Source organism: Teretinema zuelzerae, from assembly GCF_021021555.1.
GTDB lineage: Bacteria > Spirochaetota > Spirochaetia > Treponematales > Treponemataceae > Teretinema > Teretinema zuelzerae.
The window spans coordinates 1,489,305-1,510,304 of record NZ_JAINWA010000001.1 but is presented as its reverse complement, the minus strand read 5'-3'; the positions used below and the strand labels follow the sequence as shown (position 1 = coordinate 1,510,304).

Annotated in this window: 21 protein-coding genes and 1 pseudogene; 13 read left to right on the top strand and 9 right to left on the bottom strand. The window is 53.1% G+C overall.

The window, feature by feature from the left end; all coding sequences use genetic code 11:
- Positions 1-4: 4 nt before the first annotated feature.
- From K7J14_RS06640 to K7J14_RS06610, 7 genes are read right to left on the bottom strand one after another with little or no spacing between them, the layout of a single operon-like run.
- Positions 5-700: a hypothetical protein gene (locus K7J14_RS06640; protein WP_230754578.1), complete on the bottom strand. Its 696-nt coding sequence runs from the start codon at positions 698-700 to the stop codon at positions 5-7.
- A complete protein-coding gene (locus K7J14_RS06635) occupies positions 697-1,338 on the bottom strand; it encodes a rhomboid family intramembrane serine protease (protein WP_230754577.1) in 642 nt (213 codons plus the stop codon). The genes K7J14_RS06640 and K7J14_RS06635 overlap by 4 nt, the downstream gene beginning before the upstream one ends.
- Before the next feature lies 1 nt (position 1,339).
- The gene (locus K7J14_RS06630) at positions 1,340-2,959 is read right to left on the bottom strand and encodes an alpha-glucosidase (RefSeq protein ID WP_230754575.1); all 1,620 of its coding nucleotides are present in this window, start codon (positions 2,957-2,959) and stop codon (positions 1,340-1,342) included.
- 27 nt (positions 2,960-2,986) lie between these two features.
- Positions 2,987-4,030, bottom strand: a complete 1,044-nt coding sequence (dgcA, locus tag K7J14_RS06625) for a diguanylate cyclase DgcA (protein ID WP_230754574.1) — start codon at positions 4,028-4,030, stop codon at positions 2,987-2,989.
- On the bottom strand, positions 4,030-5,679 hold the full coding sequence (locus tag K7J14_RS06620) for a DUF5312 family protein (RefSeq protein ID WP_230754572.1): 1,650 nt from the start codon (positions 5,677-5,679) through the stop codon (positions 4,030-4,032). The genes dgcA and K7J14_RS06620 overlap by 1 nt, the downstream gene beginning before the upstream one ends.
- Positions 5,680-5,725: 46 nt before the next feature.
- Positions 5,726-6,757: a tRNA dihydrouridine synthase DusB gene (gene dusB, locus K7J14_RS06615; RefSeq protein WP_230754776.1), complete on the bottom strand. Its 1,032-nt coding sequence runs from the start codon at positions 6,755-6,757 to the stop codon at positions 5,726-5,728.
- Between the two features lie 2 nt (positions 6,758-6,759).
- Complete coding sequence (locus K7J14_RS06610) at positions 6,760-7,533, bottom strand: TatD family hydrolase (RefSeq protein WP_230754571.1); 774 nt, start codon at positions 7,531-7,533, stop codon at positions 6,760-6,762.
- A 191-nt stretch (positions 7,534-7,724) separates the two neighbouring features.
- Between K7J14_RS06610 and K7J14_RS06605 the strand changes: the two genes are divergently transcribed.
- The 4 genes and pseudogenes from K7J14_RS06605 to K7J14_RS06590 all read left to right on the top strand — a co-directional run bounded on the left by K7J14_RS06605 (position 7,725) and on the right by K7J14_RS06590 (position 10,674).
- The gene (locus K7J14_RS06605; protein WP_230754569.1) at positions 7,725-8,753 is read left to right on the top strand and encodes a M23 family metallopeptidase; all 1,029 of its coding nucleotides are present in this window, start codon (positions 7,725-7,727) and stop codon (positions 8,751-8,753) included.
- Positions 8,754-8,764: 11 nt separating this feature from the next.
- Entirely contained in the window at positions 8,765-9,196 is a 432-nt protein-coding gene (locus K7J14_RS06600; RefSeq protein ID WP_230754568.1) for a bactofilin family protein, read from the top strand.
- A pseudogene (locus tag K7J14_RS06595) lies at positions 9,196-9,579 on the top strand (DUF327 family protein); the annotation flags it as partial. The gene K7J14_RS06600 and the pseudogene K7J14_RS06595, both read left to right, overlap by 1 nt.
- A 165-nt stretch (positions 9,580-9,744) precedes the next feature.
- Entirely contained in the window at positions 9,745-10,674 is a 930-nt protein-coding gene (locus tag K7J14_RS06590) for a PSP1 domain-containing protein (protein WP_230754774.1), read from the top strand.
- Positions 10,675-10,677: 3 nt separating this feature from the next.
- Here K7J14_RS06590 and K7J14_RS06585 read toward each other — a convergent pair whose 3' ends face one another.
- A complete protein-coding gene (locus tag K7J14_RS06585; protein ID WP_230754566.1) occupies positions 10,678-11,490 on the bottom strand; it encodes a class I SAM-dependent methyltransferase in 813 nt (270 codons plus the stop codon).
- A gap of 66 nt (positions 11,491-11,556) precedes the next feature.
- Here K7J14_RS06585 and K7J14_RS06580 point away from each other — a divergent pair, with 66 nt between their 5' ends.
- Genes K7J14_RS06580 through K7J14_RS06560 form a run of 5 tightly spaced genes read left to right on the top strand, consistent with a single transcriptional unit; the run spans position 11,557 to position 16,496 of the window.
- The gene (locus K7J14_RS06580; protein WP_230754564.1) at positions 11,557-11,817 is read left to right on the top strand and encodes a (2Fe-2S) ferredoxin domain-containing protein; all 261 of its coding nucleotides are present in this window, start codon (positions 11,557-11,559) and stop codon (positions 11,815-11,817) included.
- Positions 11,814-13,550, top strand: coding sequence for a [Fe-Fe] hydrogenase large subunit C-terminal domain-containing protein (locus K7J14_RS06575; protein ID WP_230754562.1), 1,737 nt, complete (start codon positions 11,814-11,816; stop codon positions 13,548-13,550). Before K7J14_RS06580 ends, K7J14_RS06575 begins: the two co-directional genes overlap by 4 nt.
- Positions 13,547-14,773 carry a SpoIIE family protein phosphatase gene (locus K7J14_RS06570; RefSeq protein ID WP_230754560.1) on the top strand — a complete coding sequence of 409 codons (1,227 nt, stop codon included), beginning with the start codon at positions 13,547-13,549 and terminating at the stop codon, positions 14,771-14,773. The genes K7J14_RS06575 and K7J14_RS06570 overlap by 4 nt, the downstream gene beginning before the upstream one ends.
- A gap of 27 nt (positions 14,774-14,800) precedes the next feature.
- A complete protein-coding gene (locus K7J14_RS06565; protein ID WP_230754558.1) occupies positions 14,801-15,058 on the top strand; it encodes an NAD(P)H-dependent oxidoreductase subunit E in 258 nt (85 codons plus the stop codon).
- Entirely contained in the window at positions 15,051-16,496 is a 1,446-nt protein-coding gene (locus tag K7J14_RS06560) for a 4Fe-4S dicluster domain-containing protein (RefSeq protein WP_230754556.1), read from the top strand. The genes K7J14_RS06565 and K7J14_RS06560 overlap by 8 nt, the downstream gene beginning before the upstream one ends.
- A gap of 191 nt (positions 16,497-16,687) precedes the next feature.
- Here K7J14_RS06560 and K7J14_RS06555 read toward each other — a convergent pair whose 3' ends face one another.
- Positions 16,688-17,083 (bottom strand): metal-dependent transcriptional regulator, encoded by a 396-nt coding sequence (locus K7J14_RS06555; RefSeq protein WP_230754554.1) that lies wholly within the window; start codon positions 17,081-17,083, stop codon positions 16,688-16,690.
- A gap of 126 nt (positions 17,084-17,209) precedes the next feature.
- Here K7J14_RS06555 and K7J14_RS06550 point away from each other — a divergent pair, with 126 nt between their 5' ends.
- Genes K7J14_RS06550 through K7J14_RS06535 form a run of 4 tightly spaced genes read left to right on the top strand, consistent with a single transcriptional unit; the run spans position 17,210 to position 20,937 of the window.
- On the top strand, positions 17,210-17,392 hold the full coding sequence (locus K7J14_RS06550; RefSeq protein ID WP_230754553.1) for a FeoA family protein: 183 nt from the start codon (positions 17,210-17,212) through the stop codon (positions 17,390-17,392).
- Positions 17,389-19,395 (top strand): ferrous iron transport protein B, encoded by a 2,007-nt coding sequence (gene feoB / locus K7J14_RS06545; protein ID WP_230754551.1) that lies wholly within the window; start codon positions 17,389-17,391, stop codon positions 19,393-19,395. Before K7J14_RS06550 ends, feoB begins: the two co-directional genes overlap by 4 nt.
- On the top strand, positions 19,386-20,045 hold the full coding sequence (locus K7J14_RS06540; RefSeq protein ID WP_230754549.1) for a DUF1007 family protein: 660 nt from the start codon (positions 19,386-19,388) through the stop codon (positions 20,043-20,045). The genes feoB and K7J14_RS06540 overlap by 10 nt, the downstream gene beginning before the upstream one ends.
- Positions 20,035-20,937, top strand: a complete 903-nt coding sequence (locus K7J14_RS06535; RefSeq protein ID WP_230754548.1) for a HoxN/HupN/NixA family nickel/cobalt transporter — start codon at positions 20,035-20,037, stop codon at positions 20,935-20,937. The genes K7J14_RS06540 and K7J14_RS06535 overlap by 11 nt, the downstream gene beginning before the upstream one ends.
- Positions 20,938-21,000: the final 63 nt, after the last annotated feature.

Genomic DNA, 21,000 nt, shown 5'->3' with positions numbered 1-21,000 from the left:
CGCCTTAATACAACCGATAGGGAACGACGCTTTCAATATGAATGACAGTCCTGACTTCCGCGATGAACAAGCCTTCGTCCGGAAACAGGCGGGGGTTGTCTCTGAGGAGCAATTCACCGGTTATTTCCTTCGGCTTGTTTTTTTCCATCTCTCTGGCTCGCTCTCGGACTGAATTCAGCAGGGCTTTGACGTACGCATCCCTGATTCCGCCGCTTTCGTCTTTCCTTTCTCCGCTTCCTCTTCCCTTTCCGGTTCTGAACCCGCTCGATTCCCAGTATTGAAGCCTTTTTGCCTGAGCCTCCGAAAGCGCGTATCGTGCCCAGCCTTCGAGCCGCGGATAGCTGCTTTTTACATCTTCGAGCCTTAGCGAGGGGTCCTCCGGAGACAGCGCGACTATCGGTTCGAGCGAAAATTCCTCTTCCACGTTTCTGGCTTTATCCGGCGGGATATAGGAAAACTTCCATCCGTAAATCATTCCGCCGAAGAGAAAGGACGAGAGATCCCGCAGATCTTCGTACGGCGGAATATCGGAAAGCGAGGAATGAGTCTTTCCGCTGCCGGGAACGGCTTCAAGATATATCCAGACCGGAATGCTGAGCATTGTCTGAGCCGCAAGAGCGCAGTGCAACATGCCGGATACGCCGACGAGCATAACAATTTTCGAGAATCTGAATGCCGAAAAAAGCCGGAATCGGCTCACATGTTCCGCCAGGCCTGTAGGGGTTTGATTCCGAGGCGCGTTCGGCAATACAGCCAGGCGAAGCCGAAGCCGAACAGATGCGTTCCATGCGCTATTCCGCTGTTGCTTCCGCTGATGAGGCTGAATACTTCGATGCCGGCATATCCTATTACCAATAGCGGGGCGGGAACGGGAACGAATCCCATGAGGTAGATCGTCGATCGTGGATAGACCACTGCATACACGAAGAGCACCGCAAAGACGGCGCCCGAAGCACCCATCAAAAAAACGAACCAGGTTCCGGTGATCCAATACACAAAGAAGGAAGCGATTCCGGAAAGGGTGCCGGATACGAGGTAGAAAAGGAGAAATTCCGACGATCCGAAGCTTCTATGCCGTTCCAGCATGGCGCCGAAGAAAAACAGGCCGATCATGTTGGACAACAGATGTCCGGTTCCGCCGTGAACGAACTGGTAGGTGAAAACCTGCCACCACATTCCCTGTCTGAGCATGAGCAGGGGATTGAGCGCAAGATATTGCGTCAGACGGTAATTCATTGATGTGAGCATAAAGACGCCGATGTTAACCGCAATCAGCAAAAGCGCGGCGTTCCAGTAGCTCCAGCGGAGGCGTTTCTGCATGAACGAAAAAAAACTCATATCAAAAGCGTACCAGCAATGCCTCGTGAGGCGCAAGGCATACGGCTCCGGCTTCGAGTATTGAACCAGCTGCCCTTTCGTTGCCCAGAATTACTTCTGCTTGAGAGTTGAAGCCGATGGTTCGCGCGGAGGGCGAGAAATTCAGCGCGCAACGAATGCGTTCGGTTCCGCTTGTCCGTTCATAGGATACCACATCGTTTTCGCCGGGACTGATCATAGCGAAGTCTCCGATCGTCAAAGCCTCGGAGGTTTTCCTGATTTCGATGAGCGAGCGGTACCAGTTCCACAGCGAGCGCTCGTCGTTTTTCTGGTCTTCCAGGGTGGCGCCGTTTTCAAGATCGCCGAGCCGAAGCCAGGGAGACGCGTCATCAGACGTGAATCCCGCGTTTTTTGCGCGCGTCCATTGCATCGGGGTCCGTTCGCCGTCGCGTCCGAGGGGCAGGGGCCAGAACGTTATTCCCGTCGGATCGACCAGCTCATTCCGGGGGATGGCAGTGTTCGGCATTCCGAGCTCCTCTCCGTAATATACGAACGGGGTGCCTCGAACCGTTAACAGCATCATCGCCGCGATTTCCGCGCGCTGCTTGAAATATCGTCCTTTTTTGTCGGCGAAGCGGCTTGCGTGGCGGGGCTGGTCATGGTTGCTGAGCGTGAAATTCGGCCACCCTTCCTGCGGCAGGACCCGGTACCAATGCTCCAGCGCCTGCGCAAGGCGTTTCGCGTCCCATTTGAGATAGAGCATCTCCATATTGAAGGCCAGGTGAAGCTGGTTTTTTCCGTTCCCCTGATAGGATGCCGCGATGTCTGGATCTCGGCTGAAAATTTCGCCGACGAGCACCCTGTCTCCCGGGTAGGAGTCGGCGATCCGTCTGATTTCCTTGCATATATCGTGTGTTTCTGGCTGGTTTCTATCGTATATGTGTTTTTGAAAGATCTCGGGATTCGCGTTGAAGGTGAAGGGATTCGACCTGAACTGCGGATCTTTGATAAACCAGTTCACTACGTCCATTCTAAAACCGTCAACGCCGAGGTCGAGCCAGAAGCGGATCACATCGAACATGGCTTTTTTCAGTTCGGGATTCCGCCAGTTTACTTCCGGCTGATGGCGGGTGAACGTTGCAAGATACCATTCGTCGGTTTGGGGATTATCCCACCAGGCGCTTTTAAATTCGAACTGGCATACCCAGTTGTTCGGTTTCGGCAATTTTTTGCCGGTAGCCCGATCATGCCGGGGCTTCCAGATGTACCAGTCGTGCTTGGGATTGTCGAGCGAAGATCGGGCTTCCTGAAACCAGGGGTGCTGGTCCGACGTATGGTTTATGACCAAATCGAAAATAAGCTTAAGACCGCGCGCATGAGCTTCCGCAATGAGTTTCTTGGCGTCCTCGAGGTTCCCGAAGACGGGGTCTACGTCGCAGTAGTCGCTGATGTCGTAGCCGAAATCGTCCATAGGAGACTTGAAAAACGGAGATATCCACAAAGCTGTGACTCCGAGTTCCACGAGGTAATCCAGACGGGAGATGATGCCCGGAAGGTCTCCGATTCCGTCGTTATTGCTGTCCTGGAAGCTTCTCGGATAAATTTGGTAAAATACGGCTGTTTTCCACCAGGGTTCGCGCATTATTCTTCCTCATTGATATTTTGGAATTTATTCTGCTACCGAAACCTTGTTTCTTCCTGTCTGCTTGGATGTATACAAGGCCTTGTCGGCGCGGTCTACGAGGTTTTTCGCGGTTTGATCGACTGTGTGATTGAACTCGGCCACGCCGATGGAAATGGTGAGCCTGAGGTGCTGGCTGTCGTAGAGGATATCGAGGTTTTCAATGGATTTTCTGATCCGCTCAGCGATTTTTTCAGCGGTGTGAACCGGCGTATCGCAGAGCATGATGACGAATTCTTCGCCGCCGTAGCGGGCCGCCATATCCTGATTTCTCGTATTAGCCTGTATGACCGAAGCCACCATCTGCAAGACGACGTCACCGCACGCATGTCCGTAGGTGTCGTTGAATCGCTTAAAGAAGTCTATGTCCAGCATGAGAATTGAAAGCGGGGACTTTTGAGATATGCTGTCTTCCAGCCTCTGCATGAGGACGGTATAAAAGTAATGCTTCAGTTTCAGATGCGTCATCATGTCGGTCGTCGTCATTTCCAGAAGCGCGGCGTTGCTGATAGCGATGGCCGCCAGAGACGCGATGTTCAGGATATGCTCTTTTTCATAGGTCGAATACTCTTCCGCGGTAATCTGTTCCCCGAGAACGAGCATTCCGTTTATATGCGACTTGGCTTTGAGGGGAACGATGAGGCTTGGATTGAGTTCCATCAGATTCTTGAGAGCAGTATCCGGCGTTAATTCCTTTTGGATGACCTCGGGCGTCACGCAAGAATTTTGGCTGCTCAGCAAGGCGATCAGGGGGTGCGTTTCGGGGAATGAGTAATCGGAATTCGGATTCAATTCAAAGCCGCAATAGTTTCTGTTTAGCTGAAAGCAGCACGCGTCGAAATTCTGTTTGGTAAAAATCGCGACGCCGAGGGTTTTCATCTGACCCATGCAGGTGTAAAGGATGGCTTCGATCAGCGTTGAAAAATCGATCACCGAATTGAGGCTTTTAGATATTTCGAGCAGTTGTTTCAGATCATAGATTTGTTTTTCGGATGAGGCCTCAAGAGCGCTGTTTTTTTTCGATTTTGCCATTATGGTTCCCGGGTCTCCGACTGGTCTGAAACGCTAGATGATACGGATAACGTACCTACTATAGCATACTTTTTCATTATTTCAAGAAAATTACGGAAGATTGGATGCTCTTTCTCGATCCATGCAAACGATTCGCTGTTTTTCGTCGAAGCGGTCAGATTGCGGATATTGGTTATATAATCCGGAATCGTTTTTTTATTATCTTCCAGAATAATGATGCAAAAATTGAAAACATCCGACAGCTGCGTTACGGCTTGCTGCACGAATCCCTTCGCGTGGTTATTCATGTTTTCGACCATCTTCCGCAACGGTTTTTCAAAGTCAAGTCCGTTTTGCATTTCAGTTAAATACCCGGTCATGATTTTCAAACTGCACGGCTGGTTGTCCTCGAACAGCTGTTCGAATTCCCTGAGTTTAGCGGGAATCGATTCGCAGAAAGAGAAGGATCCGGCAAACGAGCTTTGAAGGTTTCTGTTATTGAAATAGCCCTCGACGATGATGCTTTTAAGGATTTGGCGATAGTGGGGGGTGAAGTGGTGTATGGAAAAGGTTTTGATTATTTCCAGCGGTTTGACCCAGTCGAGGGAGAAGGGCGTAAAATCCTGGAGCAGGGCGGCTGTCGACTCGTTATAGCCGGCGATTGTTTCCAGCGGCCGGTTGCCGAATGCGCCTTCAATCAGGGTCTTTATCTCGTTTTCCTGTTGTTCTTTCTGAAGCTTTCGCGAATCGCTGTGGAAGAACTCCGTTATATGCTCTCGGTAGTCCGCGATGTGGTCTATTTTCAGGGAGGGCTGTTCGGGCTTGAAGTCCGGGTCGTTTTTCGTCAGGCGGATGATGGTCAGGAGGGTGTCGGCAGACAGCTTTTTTTGCAGGAGCCACATGAGAGCCTGGAAAATACGGTCGATGCGCGAGTGGCTTTCCGGCGTCATTTCGTCGTTTGTCCGCTTGCTCTCGAGTTCGGCCACGGTTTCAATTACCTGTTTCGATATCTCGAGCCTGGACACCAGATAATGCAGATCCATCAGCTGGGGCACGATTTCTGCTACTTCGACCGGTTTGAAGCTGGGATTTTCAACTGTCGTATCCTGTCCGGCATGCGTTTTAAAGGCCGGGTCGAAGTTCGCGAAAAACGAGTTGAAATCGAATTGACAAAAATCGTGCAAACAGAAGAGTTTCTCGATAAGCCGTGAGCTTTGCTGCACCTGCGGGGTGTCCAGCGCCTTGATGAACTGCGAAAACTGCTTTGCCTGCTCCTCGATGACGCGCTCCGGGGACAGGTGAGAAGCGATGAGCGCTTTTATTCTTTCCTGGTAGAGAAATGTTCGCCTCAGCGCAAGCTGTTCGGTCGCGAGAGACGACTCGATAAGAAAATCCCGGTATTTTTCGCTTATCCGCTTGTCTGTGCTTGCCAGAGTTGCCGAAAGAATTTCCCGGATCGGAGCGATGAACTGGTACATTTGATAGAGGGCGGCGGGAAAGGAGGCAAGGAGAAAGCCGTCCGGACGATAGAGGGGCGGATCGATTTCCTTGATTTTCAGCTGGAGTTGTTTGAGGTCGTGACGCTTTTTTTGTTCCGGGGAAGAAGAGGAGGCGAACAGTGTTTCGACTAATTCTTTCAGGAAAGCGAAAAGAGCGTTCAAAAGACTCATGCCTCATATTAGACGGTCGGAGCTTGAATTTGCAAGGGAGTTCGGCTCAGGAAAGGACGAATCCATGCGAGGCGAAGAGGTTTCTGTAGTCTTCTATGCTCGATGCTTTGACGATTTCGAGACGGAGAAAGGCCCCTCCCTCGAGGCCCTTGGAATAGGCGCAAAAGCGTTTCCTCATTTCCCTGCAGGCGGCTGTTTCCCCTGAATCCTCGCTCAGTTGGCGCAGCTCCCGCCAGCCCGCTTCGATCCTGTCCTGGGCAGGAACCGCTTCCCAGGTGCCTTCGGAGAGGTATTCGATAGCCTGGCGGAAAATGAACGGATTTCCCATTGCGCCGCGAGCGAACATGACTCCGTCGCAGCCTGTTTGTTCCAGCATTTCTTTCGCCGATTCCGGAGTGAACAGGTCACCCGAACCGAAAACAGGGATTCCGGGATGGGATGAGTGAATCAGGGCCGACAGTTCCGCGAGAATCTTCCAGTCGGCCTTGCCTTCGTATCCCTGGGCCCTGGTTCGCGGGTGCAGCGTTATCGCGGCGGCTCCAGCGGAAACAGCGGCTTCGGCGGCTTCTTTCCAGCTTAAGGCCGAATCATCCCACCCGGAGCGGATTTTCACAGTCACCGGCATCGTGTCTCTTTCTTCGGCAGCGGCCTTGTTTTTCATTCTGTCCGTTACCGCCCGGACGATGAGGGCAAGCCGATCCGGATCCCGGGTCAGGGCAGAGCCTGCTCCGTTTTTCCAGATTTTGGGCACGGGGCATCCGGCGTTGATATCGATGCATTCGGGGGTTGCTTCGTCCGCGACCATCGAAGCCGCGTCGGCCATCCGCTCCGGGTCGCTTCCGAATATCTGGACAGCGTATTTTTTTTCGTTATGAGCCCGTTGCAGGAGCTTCTCGGTTTTTCCCGATCCGCGCGTGAGCGCTTCCGAGGACACCATCTCTGTATAGGTGAACGAGGCTCCGAACTCGATGCAGAGGGATCTGAACGCGCGGTCGGAATATCCGGCTACCGGCGCGAGAAACAGGTTCCCTTCGAGTTGAAGGGAGCCTATTTTCACTGGATGATACAAGGAGGCCATGTTTACTCGGGAAGACGGAAAAATTTGCAGCTGTTTTTCCACAGCTGGTCCGCAAGCTCCTCAAGATCCATTTCAAGCATTTCCGCGAGAAATTTTACGGTCGAAGGAGTGTAGGCCGGCATATTCCGCTTGCCGCGATAATCCGCGGGAACCATGAACGGGCTTTCGGACTCTACGAGAATGCGGTCGATCGGCAGGCTCAGCACGGTTTCATGCAGATTTCTCGCGTTCCGGTACGTCAGATTGCCCGCGAAGGAGAAATAGAGGTTCAGATCAAGGGCGATCCGCGCGTATTCTGCGTCTTCTGAATAGCAGTGGAGAACGCCGCCTGCTTCCGGAAGGCGTTCCGCAAGTATGTCTAATACATCCTTGCCCGCGTCCCGATTATGTATAATGACGGGCATATCGGCCTTCGACGCGATTTCAAGCTGCGTAATGAACAGCTCGATCTGGGATCGCTTGTCTCCGTATTTACGGAAATAATCGAGCCCGATTTCTCCGAGTGCGACTACGTTCGAAAGCTTAAGGCCTTCCTCTACCGTATGAATCCAGTCTTTGCCCGGGTTTGTGACTTCGGACGGAGAAACACCGATAGCGTGATATACCGACGAAGCGGATTTTAAAAGAGGATATACTTTGCTGAAATCGTGCAGACTGTTGCAGATACTGACGATTCGCGTAACCTGAGCCTGCTTCGCTTCTTGTATGACGCGAAGTTGTTCTATGGGGTCCTCATAGATAAGCCCTATGTGAGCGTGAGTATCAAAAAATTGCATGGCTGACATCCGATACGAGAGTAGTAGCTGCCCGAATAGGCAGATGATAAGTATAATAGAAAAATACCACACCCTTGGGTCGTCGTCAACCTTTAAAAAAGAGTCGATAATGAGCTACGGATGATTTGACAGGTATTTTGCGTATATGGTAGAATTATATGGTTATAGGGTTGCGGAGAAGGGAGTAAACGGTGCCGAGAACGAGAGGTTATAAACGGGTTGAGAATAATGTAATCCGGTCCATCGGACGCTTTTTCGGAAAGAGCTTTCGCGCCATCGGCTCTGCATTCGCTTCGGTAGCCCGCGGCGGACGGCGCAAGCTTACAATCATGATTGTTCCCCACTCTCAAAAAAGAGTGATAAATTTTCAAACGAGTTTCTTTTCCCTCATATTTTTTGTTTTCGCGATTGCCGGTATTATCGGGTCGTTTTTTCTGTTTTCGCGCCATTCCGTCCTTGCAAGCAAGGATCTTGCGGAACTTCGCCAGGAAGCCGGTGAGACCCGCGCCAGCCTGGACCTGTTGAAGGACGAAACCGGCCGGCTTATTAAAGCCGCTCAGAACTTTCAAAACGCCTTTTCCGGAACGCTTTCGCTTATCGGTCTTGATTCCTCCACTTCTGCCGCGAAAAGCTCCATTCAGAACGGCGATCTTTCTTCCCTGTTCAATGTTACCGAATCCGCTCAGGGCTCGCTGCGTGAAGCATCCGAATTGCAGCGTCTGACCGGCTATCTTGAAAGTTCTGTTCAGCCCATTCAGGAAATCGGGAAGCTGCTGAATTCCCAGGGAACCTTGTTTTCCGATATTCCGAGCCTGTGGCCCATCAAGGGCGGAATCGGCCATGCTTCGATGGAATTCGGTCAGAACAGAAACCCTTTTACCGGACAGTGGTATATTCATAAGGGTCTTGATCTTTCGACGTATCGGTCGGGAGACGCGATTCTTGCGACCGCGGACGGACAGATCGTACAGGTCGATTACGATTCCGGTTTCGGAAACTACGTGATCATCAAGCATAAGCACGGATTCTACACCCGGTACGCTCATATGCAGTCTTTCCGGGTTTCCAAGGGACAGTATATCCAGCAGGGGCAGGTAATCGGTTATATCGGCAACACCGGCCTTTCGACCGGTCCTCATCTCCATTATGAAGTTCACATCGGTTCGGACGTAGTTGATCCTATGAAGTACCTCAACATCAAGGCTTCCGCATCCAGATAAGGAAAACACCCGTGGCTCTTTCCGCAATTGACGACGTCTCCATAAATACTCTTATCGGACCGGGCTCTTTTTTTAAAGGCGATCTCCGCGTAAACGGTTTCGTGCGGATAGACGGAGACATCGACGGCTGTCTTGATACGCCCGGCCGCGTAATTATCGGAGAGAACGCCAGAATTCGGGGAGATATCCGCGCGAAACAGATTACGGTCGGCGGAATAGTGCTCGGGGACATAATCGCTCCGGAAGGCGTGCTCATTCTATCGAGCGCGCTGGTTCTCGGCTCCGTTATAACGAAACGGCTGCATGTCGAAGAATCCGTCGTTTTGAACGGGAGCTGCTTCGCTATCGACGATCAAAAAGCCTTCGACGAAGCGCTGCGCAATTATAACAATAAAAAAGCTCTCGACGGATCCCTCGCTTCCGCCGGTTTGGGGAGAACGTAATGGCTGGACCCGGTCCGGTTGATCCCTCCTCTCCGTTTTTCAGTTCATTGGCCAGCCAGGCGGCGCTTCGCAGCGGAGCCGGCAAGGCGTCCGGTTCGAAAGAAAAAACCAAAACACGAAAATTCGATGCGTTGCTTAAGGAGCGGCTCGATGAGGCTTCTCCTGCGGAGCCTGCCGTTCCTGCCCGTTTTGCCGGCTTGCCCGCAGAGAAGGTTTTAGAACTGCTTATGGACGACGTCCATTCAAGCGGTGATATATTGAAGGAAAAGCAGGTTCCGGATACCATATTGGCCTATAAGAACGCGGTCCGGTCGTTCATTCAGTATGTTGTGGACCGAAGTTTTACCGTAACCGAACGTACCTCGGGGGGAACATCCTCAAACGCAAGAAATTTTTCCAGGTACAGGTTATCGACGAGAAACTGGAGCAGATGGCTGCAGGGATTCTTTCCAATCAAAAAGATCAATTGGGTCTTTTGGCAAGAATCGAAGAAATCAATGGATTGTTGGTGGATTTGCTCTCCTGACAAACCAAAAGGCGGAAAAATCATGGGTTCATCTTTTGAAGATATCCAGGGCGAAGATCTTTCTAATCTGGAGGATCATCTCGACGAAGGGCGGGACGGAATTGCGATAGACGCCTCGAAGGGCGATTGGGTGTTTCCCGAGCCCTTATGGCATTTGAAGCTGGATTATTCCAGCGAAAGCCTGTATGCCACGCATCCGTCACTGGAATTCGAGAACGGCGATTATGTGCTGGTTCCTACCCGCTACGGGCGGGATCTGGCGCTGGTTATGGGCAAGGTCCGCGTTCCCATGGGAATCAGGCCGGAAGACGTCGTCGTCGTCGAACGAAAAGCCGAAGAGGCAGAACTTGTCCGCGCGGCGGAATTCAGGGAGAAAGAAGCGGCCGCATTCCAGGTTTTCCGCGATAAGGTCGCTCAGCATAGATTGGAAATGAAGCTGGTAGCGACGCATTATTTGATCGACGAGCCCAAGATTCTCTTTTTCTTCAGTTCCGAAAACCGGGTGGATTTCCGGGATTTGGTGAAAGACTTGGTCGGCATATTCAAAATGCGCATCGAACTCAGGCAGATCGGCGTTCGAGACGAGTCCCGGATCACCGGCGGCCTCGGCGTGTGCGGCCGTCCGTATTGCTGCCACTCCGTAACGGACAAGCTGAAGCCCGTATCAATTCGCATGGCGAAGGATCAAAATCTTTCGCTGAATTCAATGAAAATTTCCGGCCAGTGCGGACGTTTGCTTTGCTGCCTGTCGTATGAGCATGAATGGTATTGCGAGGCTCGAAAAACCCTGCCGAACGAGGGAATCCGCCTTTTTTACGATGAATGCAATTTCAGGGTTACCGAGGTGAATCCGTTAACCCGCATAATACGTCTTCAGGGCGAAGACGGGCGGGTTCTTGAAATCCCGTCTACGCGAATGAACCGCGTGGACGGAAAATGGCGCATCGTGTAAGGGTTATTTCCTGCAGACGATGATTGTTTCCGGACAATCGGCGGACCAGGGAGATTGATTAAAATCCGCGAAAAACGCGCATTCGCTGAAGCCTGCCTCGTTCGCCCAGTGGAATATTTTTTCCGTCGGGGCGGGGCGAAGCTTCGTGTCCTGTTGAAGGATCAGTCTGCGACCGTTTCCCTGTTCCAGTTCGGCTTTGAGCGTTACGCAACCGTCGTTCGTCGGGATGTAGGACCGGTCGAGCTGGACGCGGACGGACTGTTTTTGGGGCAGAACAAACGGTTTTGAGCTGTCGAAAGAGTCGAAATTGACGGTTTGAAGCAGCAGCAGTCCTTCCGGAGCGAGAAGTTCGCGGGCGTCATGGAAAAACTTCCGGACGAGTATCTCGTCTCCTATGTAGGGCAGCGTGTTCTCGAGGCAGCCAATGAGATGAAACGACTCTTTTTTAAGAAACCTTCCCATATCCATGGCCGACATTTCAAAGAATCGGATGCTGGAAAATCCTTTTTTAATTCTTCTTTTTGCCGTTTCGATCATCGCGGAGTTCTTGTCTATTCCCGTGATATCGAGGCCCGGACCGCTTAATCGGTTTTCCAGATTGCCCGTTGCACATCCGACGCCCAGATAACGGAACATCGGCGCGGAAGAACCGCCTTTATCGGCTTTATGAATAAGCTGGATTCGTGAAATACAGTCCAGGGCTTGCGTATTCATTGGAAAGAGTTCGTCATAGTATTCTAAAATCGCGGTATAAAAATCCTGCAGGGTTTCAATAACCTGGGAATTATCCCTGGACTGAGAACTGCTATGAATCATATGTACTCCTTCTGTATGATTGACTATATCGATATATTTTTATACAATTATTCCAGGAGCCGATAGATGGAATCACCTGAAACCGTAATCACTGTTTGCATGGGCAGTTCCTGCTTTTCCCGGGGAAACAACATCAATGCTGAAATTATAGAGCGTTTTCTCCAGGAGCGAAATTTATCCGGCCGCGTCGTTATTCAAGGCTGCTTGTGCGAGGGCCATTGCAAAGACGGTCCGAATATCAAGATAGACGGAGAGCTGATTCAAGGCGTTAAGCCCGGAATGATTGCAGATCTCCTCGAGCACAAACTGTGCCGGAGCGAGCAATGAATTATCAGAATCCGATTTACACGGAAAAAACTCAATGCCAAGACTGCTATAAATGTATACGCGAATGCCCCGTCAAGGCAATACGTGTGGAGAACGGGCATGCCCAGGTAGTGTCGGACAAGTGCGTGCTGTGCGGCCATTGCGTCACCGTATGCCCTGCGGGCGCAAAGCGCGTCCGCGACGATCTGATCCGCGCGAAGCAGCTGTTAACCCTGAAAAAACAGGTTATCGTTTCTCTTGCGCCCTCTTTCGCCTCCGAATTTCCCGGCATTTCCCCGGAAACGCTTTCTCAAGCGATCAGGGCATTGGGATTCTACGGCGTATCGGAAACCGCGATCGGGGCCGATTTGGTTTCCGCCCAGCTCGCAAGCGATTTCGCATCCGATCCCGAGCGCCGGCTGTATCTTTCTTCGGCCTGCCCGGTTGCGGTGGAGTATCTGAAACTGTATCTTCCGGAAGCGGCGCCGCATATCACCGATAGGGCTTCTCCGTTGCTGGCGCACACACGTCTTTTACGCGATCTCTACGGCCCGGATACGGGCGTCGTTTTCGTCGGACCCTGCATCGCGAAAAAACGGGAAGCCGACGTGTGGGGAACGATCGATTGCGCCATATCCTTCAGGGATCTGCGTTTATGGATCGAGACTGCCGGAATTTCGCTGGCCGCTTTGGAAGCGAAGCCGCGGGCGTCGCCTTCCTCAGAATCCTTTATCCCGTACCGCGCTGCCAAAGGCTCGCTCTACCCGGTGGACGGCGGCATGATCGCCGCGGTGAAGAAATATCCGGGAACCGAAAACGTCCGCATGATGTCTGTTACCGGCCTTGCCGAGATCGACCGGGCGCTGCGCGGCCTTGATCCCGCCGAGCTGCGGCATCCGCTGTTTATGGAGCTTCTCGCGTGTCCCGGCGGCTGCATAAACGGTCCGCTTTCGAATTCGGCGACGTCTACCGCCTTGAAGCGCATAACCCTGCTCGATTACGCCGAAAGCTCAGCCGACACTTTGGAAGCCGAGCGCCCGAATATGGAAGGAACGCTGCCGGTGAATACGACGCCTCCGATCCGCCATACCGACGAAGAGATTTGCGCGGCGCTCCGGCAGGTCGGCAAATACGATATTCACGACGAATTGAACTGCGGAAGCTGCGGCTACGACACCTGCAGGGCCTTCGCGGAAGCCCTTCTCGAGCACCGGGCCGAGAAGGTCATGTGCGTTTCCTATATGCGCAAGCTCGCCCAGAACAAGGCGAACGGCTTGATCAAAGCGATTCCTTCCGGCGTTGTGATCGCCGATTCGGCCCTGAAGATCGTAGAGTGCAATGAAAACTTCGCCCGGCTGATGGGCGAAGACACCAAGGCCATGTTCGACGCGAAGCCCGGAATGGAGGGTGCCGATCTGGAAAAAATTTCCGGAATCGCGCGCTTCTTCAAGGACGTGATGGCGCTCGACGGGCCCGATGTGGTTGAACACGAACTGCGGGAAGGAACGAAGATTTTCCAGACGACCGTTTTTTCCATTGAAAAGGGCGAGAGCGCTTGCGGCGTCATTCAGGACGTTACGGCTCCGCAGATACAACGGGAGCGGGTGATAAAGCAAACTCGCCGGGTTATCAACAAGAATCTCGCGGTTGTGCAGAAAATAGCGTTTTTGCTGGGCGAGAACGCCGCGGAGACTGAAGCGACGCTCAACTCGATCATCGATTCGTTTACGGAAAGCGACGAAGGAAAGGAATGAGCGATCTTCTTACCGGGGGAACCTTCATAGAGGTCGGGCACTACCAGCTGTATAAGGCCGGGCAGGGCGCCGGAGGAGATTCCTTCCTCTCCCAGAAGCACGACAACGACGGACGCATTATAACGGTTCTCTCGGACGGCCTGGGCTCGGGAATAAAGGCGGGCGTACTTTCGACGCTGACAGCTACCATGGCGATGAAATTCATCGCGGCGGACATCCCTATAAAGCGCGCCGCCAATATCATCATGAATACTCTTCCTGTCTGCAAGGAGCGGGGAATCAGCTATGCCACGTTCACGCTCGTAGATATCGAGCCGAATTCGGCCGTGCGAATAATGGAGTATGATAATCCCTACTATATTCTGGTTCGCCAGCATACGGTGGTCGAACCGATAAAGCAGTGTACGACTATAGAAAGGAAAAACAAAAAAACGGCGCCCACCCGTGAAGCCGTGCTGTATTATTCCGATTACCGGGCCCGCCCGGGCGACCGGCTGGTGTTTTTTTCCGACGGCGTAACCCAGTCCGGCATGGGGACAAAAGCCCATCCGATGGGCTGGGGCGCGTGCGCGGTTCAGGATTACGTGCTGGAGAAGATACAGGAGAATCCGTTCGTGAGCGCGCGGGATCTCGCGAGGCTGGTAGTGCAGCAGGCTCACCGGAACGACGCGTTCAAGGCAAAGGACGACATCACCTGCGGCGTGATTTATTTCCGCCATCCCCGGGACCTTTTGATTCTGACGGGACCGCCGGTGAATCCCGAGCACGACGACGAAATGGCCCGCGATTTCAACGCGTTTCCCGGCCGGAAGATTCTGTGCGGAGGAACCACCGCGAACATCATCTCGCGCCAGACCGGAAAACCGGTCAAGCTGCAGCTCAAGAAGATCGATCCGAAAATTCCGCCGATGTCGGTTATGGAAGGCGCCGATCTCGTCACCGAAGGCATTATCACCCTCGGAAAGGTTTCCGAGATTCTGGAGCGGGGAGCCCTGCGCGGCGGCAATATTCTCGAGGGAGAGGGCGACAACGGGGCCACCCGGATCGTCGAAATGCTTCTCGACAGCGACAGGATTCATTTTATGGTGGGAACGAAAATCAACGAGGCCCATCAGGATCCCAATATGCCGGTTGAACTTGAAATCAGACGAAATATCGTCAAAAAAATACAAGCGTTGCTTTCAGAACAGTACCTGAAAGATGTTCAGGTGCGGTATCTCTAAACAAGAAAGTAAATGGGGGATCGAGCTATGTCAGAGAAAATCAAGGTCGTTATCTGTTCCGGAACCGCCTGCTTCGTCATGGGCGCGTCGGAGATTCTTCTTCTGGAAGAGAGTCTGCCGGAAGATTTGAAAGATAAGGTTGAAATCGAGGGAGCCACCTGTCTCGGCCTGTGCAAGGATTCGAAGAACGGAAAGGCGCCTTTCGTAACGATAAACGGAGAAGTGATGACTGAAGCGACCCTGCCGGGCGTGCTTCAGAAAATTCAGGAGTTTGCAGATGCTTAATATCAACAATGGTGCCGCGCAGATCAAGCGCGAAATCCTTGTACGGATCGCGAAGCTTCAACTGGCCGGAAAGCTGGAAGAAGGCGTGCATTATATTCCTCGCGAAATGGCTCCCCGGAATTCCGAGCCGCGCAGATGCTGCATTTACCACGATCGCGAAGTGCTGCGCCTGCGCGTGATGGCACGGCTGGGACACAGCGTGGAAGACTACGACGACGAAAAGAAGCTTGCCGAATACGCGAAGGAAGCCCTGGAGCGCGAAAAGCCGACCGAGCCGATGCTGACGGTTCTGGACGACGCTTGCAACGCCTGCGTCCGCGCTCATTATATGGTAACCAACGCGTGCCAGGCGTGCATCGCGCGGCCCTGCATGATGAATTGCCCGAAGAAGTGCATCGACATCACCGGCGGACGCGCCCATATAGATCCCGAGGCTTGCGTGAACTGCGGCATCTGCATGCAGAACTGTCCGTATCACGCGATCATCCGTATTCCCGTTCCCTGCGAGGAAGCCTGCCCGGTCGGAGCGATCAGCAAGGACGAGAACGGCAAGGAACGCATCGATTACTCGAAGTGCACCTTCTGCGGCGCTTGCATGCGGGAGTGCCCCTTCGGGGCGATGATGGACAAGGGCCAGATCGTAGACGTGATCCGCAAGCTGATGGAGGGAAAAAAGGTCGTGGCGATGTACGCTCCGGCGATCGCCGCCCAGTTCCGCGCACAGCCGGGCCAGCTCGAAGGAGCTTTCAAGGCGGCCGGCTTCCATAAAACCTTCGAAGTCGCGGTCGGCGCGGACATCACCGCCGACAAAGAGGCTCACGAGTTCGAGGAACGCATGGAGCACGGAGACACCCTCATGACGACGTCATGCTGTCCGGCCTATGTGCGCGCGGTGCAGATTCACGCTCCCGACCTGATCCCCTGCGTATCCGACACGCGATCGCCCATGCACTACACGGCTGAAATGGCGAAGAAGGAAGACCCCGAGTACGTGACCGTGTTCATCGGTCCCTGCCTCGCCAAGCGGAAGGAAGGCTTGGACGATTCCCATGTGGATTACGTGCTTTCCGCAGAAGAGATCGGAGCCCTGTTCGTCGCCAAGGAAATCGACATCGGCGAATGCGAAGTGATCGTATGCGGACAGCAGCCGACCGCGAGCGGACGGAATTTCGCGCAGTCCGGCGGAGTCGCGGAAGCGGTGCGCGTCCGGTTGAAGCATCCGGAAAACCTGCGGCCCTTCGTGATCAACGGGCTCGATGTCGCCGGAATGAAGCAGCTGAAAGCTTTCGGCAAGGCCGCTGCCGAGAAGAAGCCCTGCGAAGCAAACCTGGTCGAAGTTATGGCCTGTCCCGGCGGCTGCATCGCCGGACCTTCCGTTATTACAAACCCGAAGGTCGCAAGCGCGCAATTGAAAAAATACGTAGAAAAAGGAAGCTGATCGCTTCACGCATAGGGCACCTCGAAAAACTTGGTTAGTTTTCCTCGGTGCCCTTGTAAATCCTTACAGGATTTACACTTATATTAAGGTAGACCTCTAAAAACTGAAGTTTTTAGAGGTCCCCATAATAAAAAGGCTGTCCGGGGATCAAAGCCCGGACAGCCTTTTTTATTGATTACGCGTACAGAAGTTTATTCCGCGTTGTTTTGGGCGAGGGTTGTTTTAAGGTACACCTCGAGTTTTTCGACCGTTTCACGGCTTATCGCGTGCTCCATCCGGCAGGCGTCCTGTTCGGCCGTATCAGGGGAAACTTTAAGGATGTCGATCAGGAAGAGTTTGAGCAGGTTATGCCTCGCCCTCACCTGGCGCGCGGCCCGCAATCCGGCTTCTGTGAGTTTTACGTCGCCGTAATGCTCGTGTTCGATGAGGCCTGATTCTTTTAAAAAGCCTAACGACTTGTTGACGCTTGCGCGGGATACGCCGAGCGCGCGCGCTATGTCTATCGAGCGCACCTGTCCTGCTTCAGCCGTGAAATCGAGTATCGTTTCCAGGTAATCCTGTTTTGACGCGGTTAATGAATCGGGCATATCCCCACTATATCTGATATCCTTTGACAAAACAACTGAAATTCGCTAGGGTTAACGAACAACCGGGGTTAACAAGTGCGAGATTTAAGTGGGATGAAGCCCGGGGAGTCCGGGATAATTGAAGCTGTGGGCGGAACGGGCGCTTTGCGGCGCAGGCTGCTCGACATGGGGCTTACGCCCGGGACAAAGGTGCTGGTGCGGAAAACAGCTCCGTTCGGCGATCCGCTGGAATTGAGTCTTCGCGGATACGAGCTGACTTTGCGCGGAGAAGACGCCCGGAACATACGGGTTAAGGTCGTAAGCCAATGAACCTTCACATCGCGCTCGCCGGAAACCAGAATTGCGGAAAAACCTCTCTTTTCAATCAGCTGACCGGAAGCAATCAGCATGTCGGGAATTTTCCCGGCGTTACCGTGGAAAAGAAAGAAGGCACGGTGCGGAAGAACGGGACGATGACTGTCGTCGATCTGCCCGGGATTTATTCGCTTTCGCCGTTTACCGCCGAAGAAGTGGTTTCCAGGGATTTTCTCGTCCATGAAAGGCCCGCCGTCATCGTCAACATCCTCGATGCCACCAATATTGAACGAAACCTCTATCTTACCCTCCAGTTGATGACCCTCGGCATTCCGATGGTGCTTGCCCTTAATATGATGGACGAGGTCCGTTCCAACGGCATGACGATCGACTTCGCCACCATGGAGCAGGAACTGGGGCTTTTCATCATTCCCATAGTAGCGAATAAGGGCGAGGGCATCGACGAGCTTCTGGAGCGGGTGCAGGACGCGGCGACGGGGAAATCGCCCCTTTCAGGCAATTCTCCGCGAAAAATCGATTTTTGCGCCGGTCCTGTCCACAAGGCCTTGCATGCCATCACTCATATAATTGAAGACAATTCCCGCCGGATCGGTTTCGAACCGCGGTTTGCCGCCACTAAATTGATCGAAGGCGATCCTCCTCTTGAGAAAGCGCTCGATTTGACTCAAACCGATAAAGACATCGTAAAAAAGATCGTTTCAGAAATGGAACATGATCTGGGAACCGACCGCGAAGCCGCCATAGCAGATATGCGGTATGCCTTCATCGAAAAACTTGTTTTAAAAACCATAGTGCGTTCGCGCGGAGAGTCGCGGGAGCAGGAACGCTCGATCAAGATAGACCGCGTGTTGACTCATGCGTATTTCGGCATTCCCGTGTTCGTTCTCGTGATGGCGACGGTGTTCTGGATAACATTCGGGCCGATAGGAAGCGCGATATCGGACCTGTTCTCCGCCGCGGTGGATTTAGTCGTACAATTGTCCGCTTCAGGTTTGGAACGAGCGGGCGTAAATCCCTGGATGCGTTCGTTGATAGTAGACGGAGCCTTGACCGGAGTGGGGAGCGTGTTATCCTTCCTTCCGATCATCGTTATTCTGTTTTTCTTTCTTTCTCTTCTTGAAGACTCAGGATACATGGCCCGGGTCGCCTTCGTTCTCGATTCGCTGCTGCGCAAGATCGGCCTGTCCGGCAGGTCCTTCGTCCCGATGCTGATCGGATTCGGATGCACCGTGCCCGCCGTAATGGCGACAAGGACGCTCTCGAGCGAAAGGGACAGAAAGCTGACGATTTTGCTTGCCCCCTTCATGTCCTGTTCGGCCAAGGTTCCAGTGTATTCGGTTTTCTGCGCCGCTTTTTTCCCGAATCATACCGCTCTGGTGATGATGCTCCTGTACTTCGGCGGCATCGTCGTCGCGGTAATAAGCGGCCTGATTTTTAAGAATACGATATTCAAGGGGAATTCGGTTCCCTTTGTTCTTGAGCTTCCGGTGTATCGTCTTCCATCCTTTTCCGCGCTTCGCATCCATTTATGGTCGAAGGTTCAGGACTTCATCAGCCGGGCATTCACCATTATTTTTCTCGGCTCGCTGATCGTGTGGCTTTTGACCAATCTGACGTGGGGCTTTCATCTTGCGGAGGACAGCTCTCTCAGTATTCTTGCTTCGCTCGGCTCTTTCGTCGCTCCGCTGTTCGCGTTGAACGGCTTCGACAACTGGCAGGCCGTAGCCGCCCTGGTGAGCGGATTTACCGCGAAGGAAGCGGTCATCAGCACCTTGTCGGTTGTTCTTCCGGAAGGCCTGGCCTCGTACTTTACGCCGCTTTCTGCCGCGTCCTTCCTTGTTTTTACCCTTCTCTATACTCCGTGTCTCGCCGCGGTGGCGGCTATGCGCAGAGAGTTCGCTTCCCTTAAGTGGACCGCGGCGGCTGTAGGGTTTCAGCTTTTCGTTGCCTGGTTTTTTTCGGCGCTTGCGTATACGGCGGGAAGCATATGGATATGAGCCGGGTTCAATCGCCGCGCGCCGTGAGGAAGCTCGTTCTAATTCTTGTTTTAGCATGCGCGGCGTCTTTTGCGCATGCGCATCCGCATATGTTCCTGAAGAGTTCCGCAGAATTCGTATGGGACGGAGACGCGCTTTCCGGTTGCTGGCTGGAATGGACCTTCGACGAGTTTTTCAGCGCCGACATCATTCACGGCTTTGATTTGAATCAGGACGGAAAATTTTCCGAGCAGGAAAGCCGGGACGTATTCGCGGGAGCCTTCAGCAATCTAAAAAACTATTACTATTTCACCTTCATCAGGGAAGGTTCCACCAGATCGAATCCGAAAGAGATACAGCGCTTTTCCGCGAAGCAAACCGACGGGAAGCTGTCCTATCGGTTCTTCGTCGACCTTTCTTCGACGAGCGGAAACGAGCTTGCGCTGGCGGTATACGATTATACGTTTTTCTGCGATATCTCCTATACCGAGAAAAATCCCGTCGTACTGACCCACGGAGGCGAAGTCTCTCCGCGTTACGAAATCCGGGAGAACCGCAGCTTCCCGGTGTACTACAATCCCAAGGGTGCTATCGACGACACGACCGTGTACTATGAATGGAAAAAAGGCTTGATGACGTATTATCCCCGGGAGATTGTTCTTGTCTGGTAACGGGTCTGCGGGGAAGGCCTTGCTTGCCGTTGTATTGATTCTCGCGTCGGTTTCCTTGCCCCTCCGGGCGAATCCCTTCACCGGTTCGGGGACCTCTCCTTCGGTGAGAACCGCGCCGGCAGACGCCTCGCTCGTATCCAGACAATCGGAGATTCGTTCTTCTTTAGCTGAAGCCTTCACGGCATACGGAGAGGAAGGCTCCTGGTCGATGCTCTGGGGCATTCTCGGCTTTTCCTTTGTCTACGGAGTTCTTCACGCCTCAGGTCCCGGGCATCGCAAAACGGTCGTGTTTTCCCTGTATCTGGCGCGCAAAGCTCCTCCGATCGAACCCCTGCTGACCGGCGTGTTTCTCGCGGTGTTGCACGGCGGCGCCTCCATAGCGGTCATGAGCGCTTTCAAGGGAGTTGGCGGAGCAATATCGGGCAAAACCGACGCTCTTGCCCGGTATCTCGAGGGCGGATCCTACAGTCTGTTGGTTGCAGCTTCCCTGCTGCTGCTTGTCATGTCCCTGCGCGAATTCTTTTCGATCCCAACCGAAGAGAAAAGAAGCAAGGCGGGACGGATGAGTTTGGGGGCGCTCTTCGCCAGCGGAGTATATCCCTGTCCCGGCGCTATTTTGGTTTTGGTTCTCGCCCTGACGCTCGATAGATTTTTCCTGGGTATACTGTCCGTATTGTCGATGTCTCTTGGAATGAGCGTTCCGATCATTCTCGCGGGCTATCTTGCCTGGTTCGGCCGGACCGGTCTCTTCCTCGGCCTAAAAAGCAATACAGTTTTTCTTGGAAGAATCTCCGCCGGCATCGAGTTCTTAGGATATCTGCTTTTGTTTCTTTTTTCCGTATGGATGGCGCTGCCCTTTCTGCAAGGCCTCTATAATCAGGTCTTGAGATAACGGCTCCGCGCGTCTTTTTTGCAGAACCTGTATTGTCTTTTTATTTGCGCTTTCATTCTTCAT

Coding starts and splice junctions, on each gene's coding strand:
- K7J14_RS06635 (WP_230754577.1), bottom strand. CDS start 1,338: ATGAGTTTTTTTTCGTTCATGCAGAAACGCCTCCGCTGGAGCTACTGG.
- K7J14_RS06630 (WP_230754575.1), bottom strand. CDS start 2,959: ATGCGCGAACCCTGGTGGAAAACAGCCGTATTTTACCAAATTTATCCG.
- dgcA (WP_230754574.1), bottom strand. CDS start 4,030: ATGGCAAAATCGAAAAAAAACAGCGCTCTTGAGGCCTCATCCGAAAAA.
- K7J14_RS06620 (WP_230754572.1), bottom strand. CDS start 5,679: ATGAGTCTTTTGAACGCTCTTTTCGCTTTCCTGAAAGAATTAGTCGAA.
- dusB (WP_230754776.1), bottom strand. CDS start 6,757: ATGGCCTCCTTGTATCATCCAGTGAAAATAGGCTCCCTTCAACTCGAA.
- K7J14_RS06610 (WP_230754571.1), bottom strand. CDS start 7,533: ATGCAATTTTTTGATACTCACGCTCACATAGGGCTTATCTATGAGGAC.
- K7J14_RS06590 (WP_230754774.1), top strand. CDS start 9,745: ATGGGTTCATCTTTTGAAGATATCCAGGGCGAAGATCTTTCTAATCTG.
- K7J14_RS06585 (WP_230754566.1), bottom strand. CDS start 11,490: ATGATTCATAGCAGTTCTCAGTCCAGGGATAATTCCCAGGTTATTGAA.
- K7J14_RS06580 (WP_230754564.1), top strand. CDS start 11,557: ATGGAATCACCTGAAACCGTAATCACTGTTTGCATGGGCAGTTCCTGC.
- K7J14_RS06575 (WP_230754562.1), top strand. CDS start 11,814: ATGAATTATCAGAATCCGATTTACACGGAAAAAACTCAATGCCAAGAC.
- K7J14_RS06570 (WP_230754560.1), top strand. CDS start 13,547: ATGAGCGATCTTCTTACCGGGGGAACCTTCATAGAGGTCGGGCACTAC.
- K7J14_RS06565 (WP_230754558.1), top strand. CDS start 14,801: ATGTCAGAGAAAATCAAGGTCGTTATCTGTTCCGGAACCGCCTGCTTC.
- K7J14_RS06560 (WP_230754556.1), top strand. CDS start 15,051: ATGCTTAATATCAACAATGGTGCCGCGCAGATCAAGCGCGAAATCCTT.
- K7J14_RS06555 (WP_230754554.1), bottom strand. CDS start 17,083: ATGCCCGATTCATTAACCGCGTCAAAACAGGATTACCTGGAAACGATA.
- feoB (WP_230754551.1), top strand. CDS start 17,389: ATGAACCTTCACATCGCGCTCGCCGGAAACCAGAATTGCGGAAAAACC.
- K7J14_RS06540 (WP_230754549.1), top strand. CDS start 19,386: ATGGATATGAGCCGGGTTCAATCGCCGCGCGCCGTGAGGAAGCTCGTT.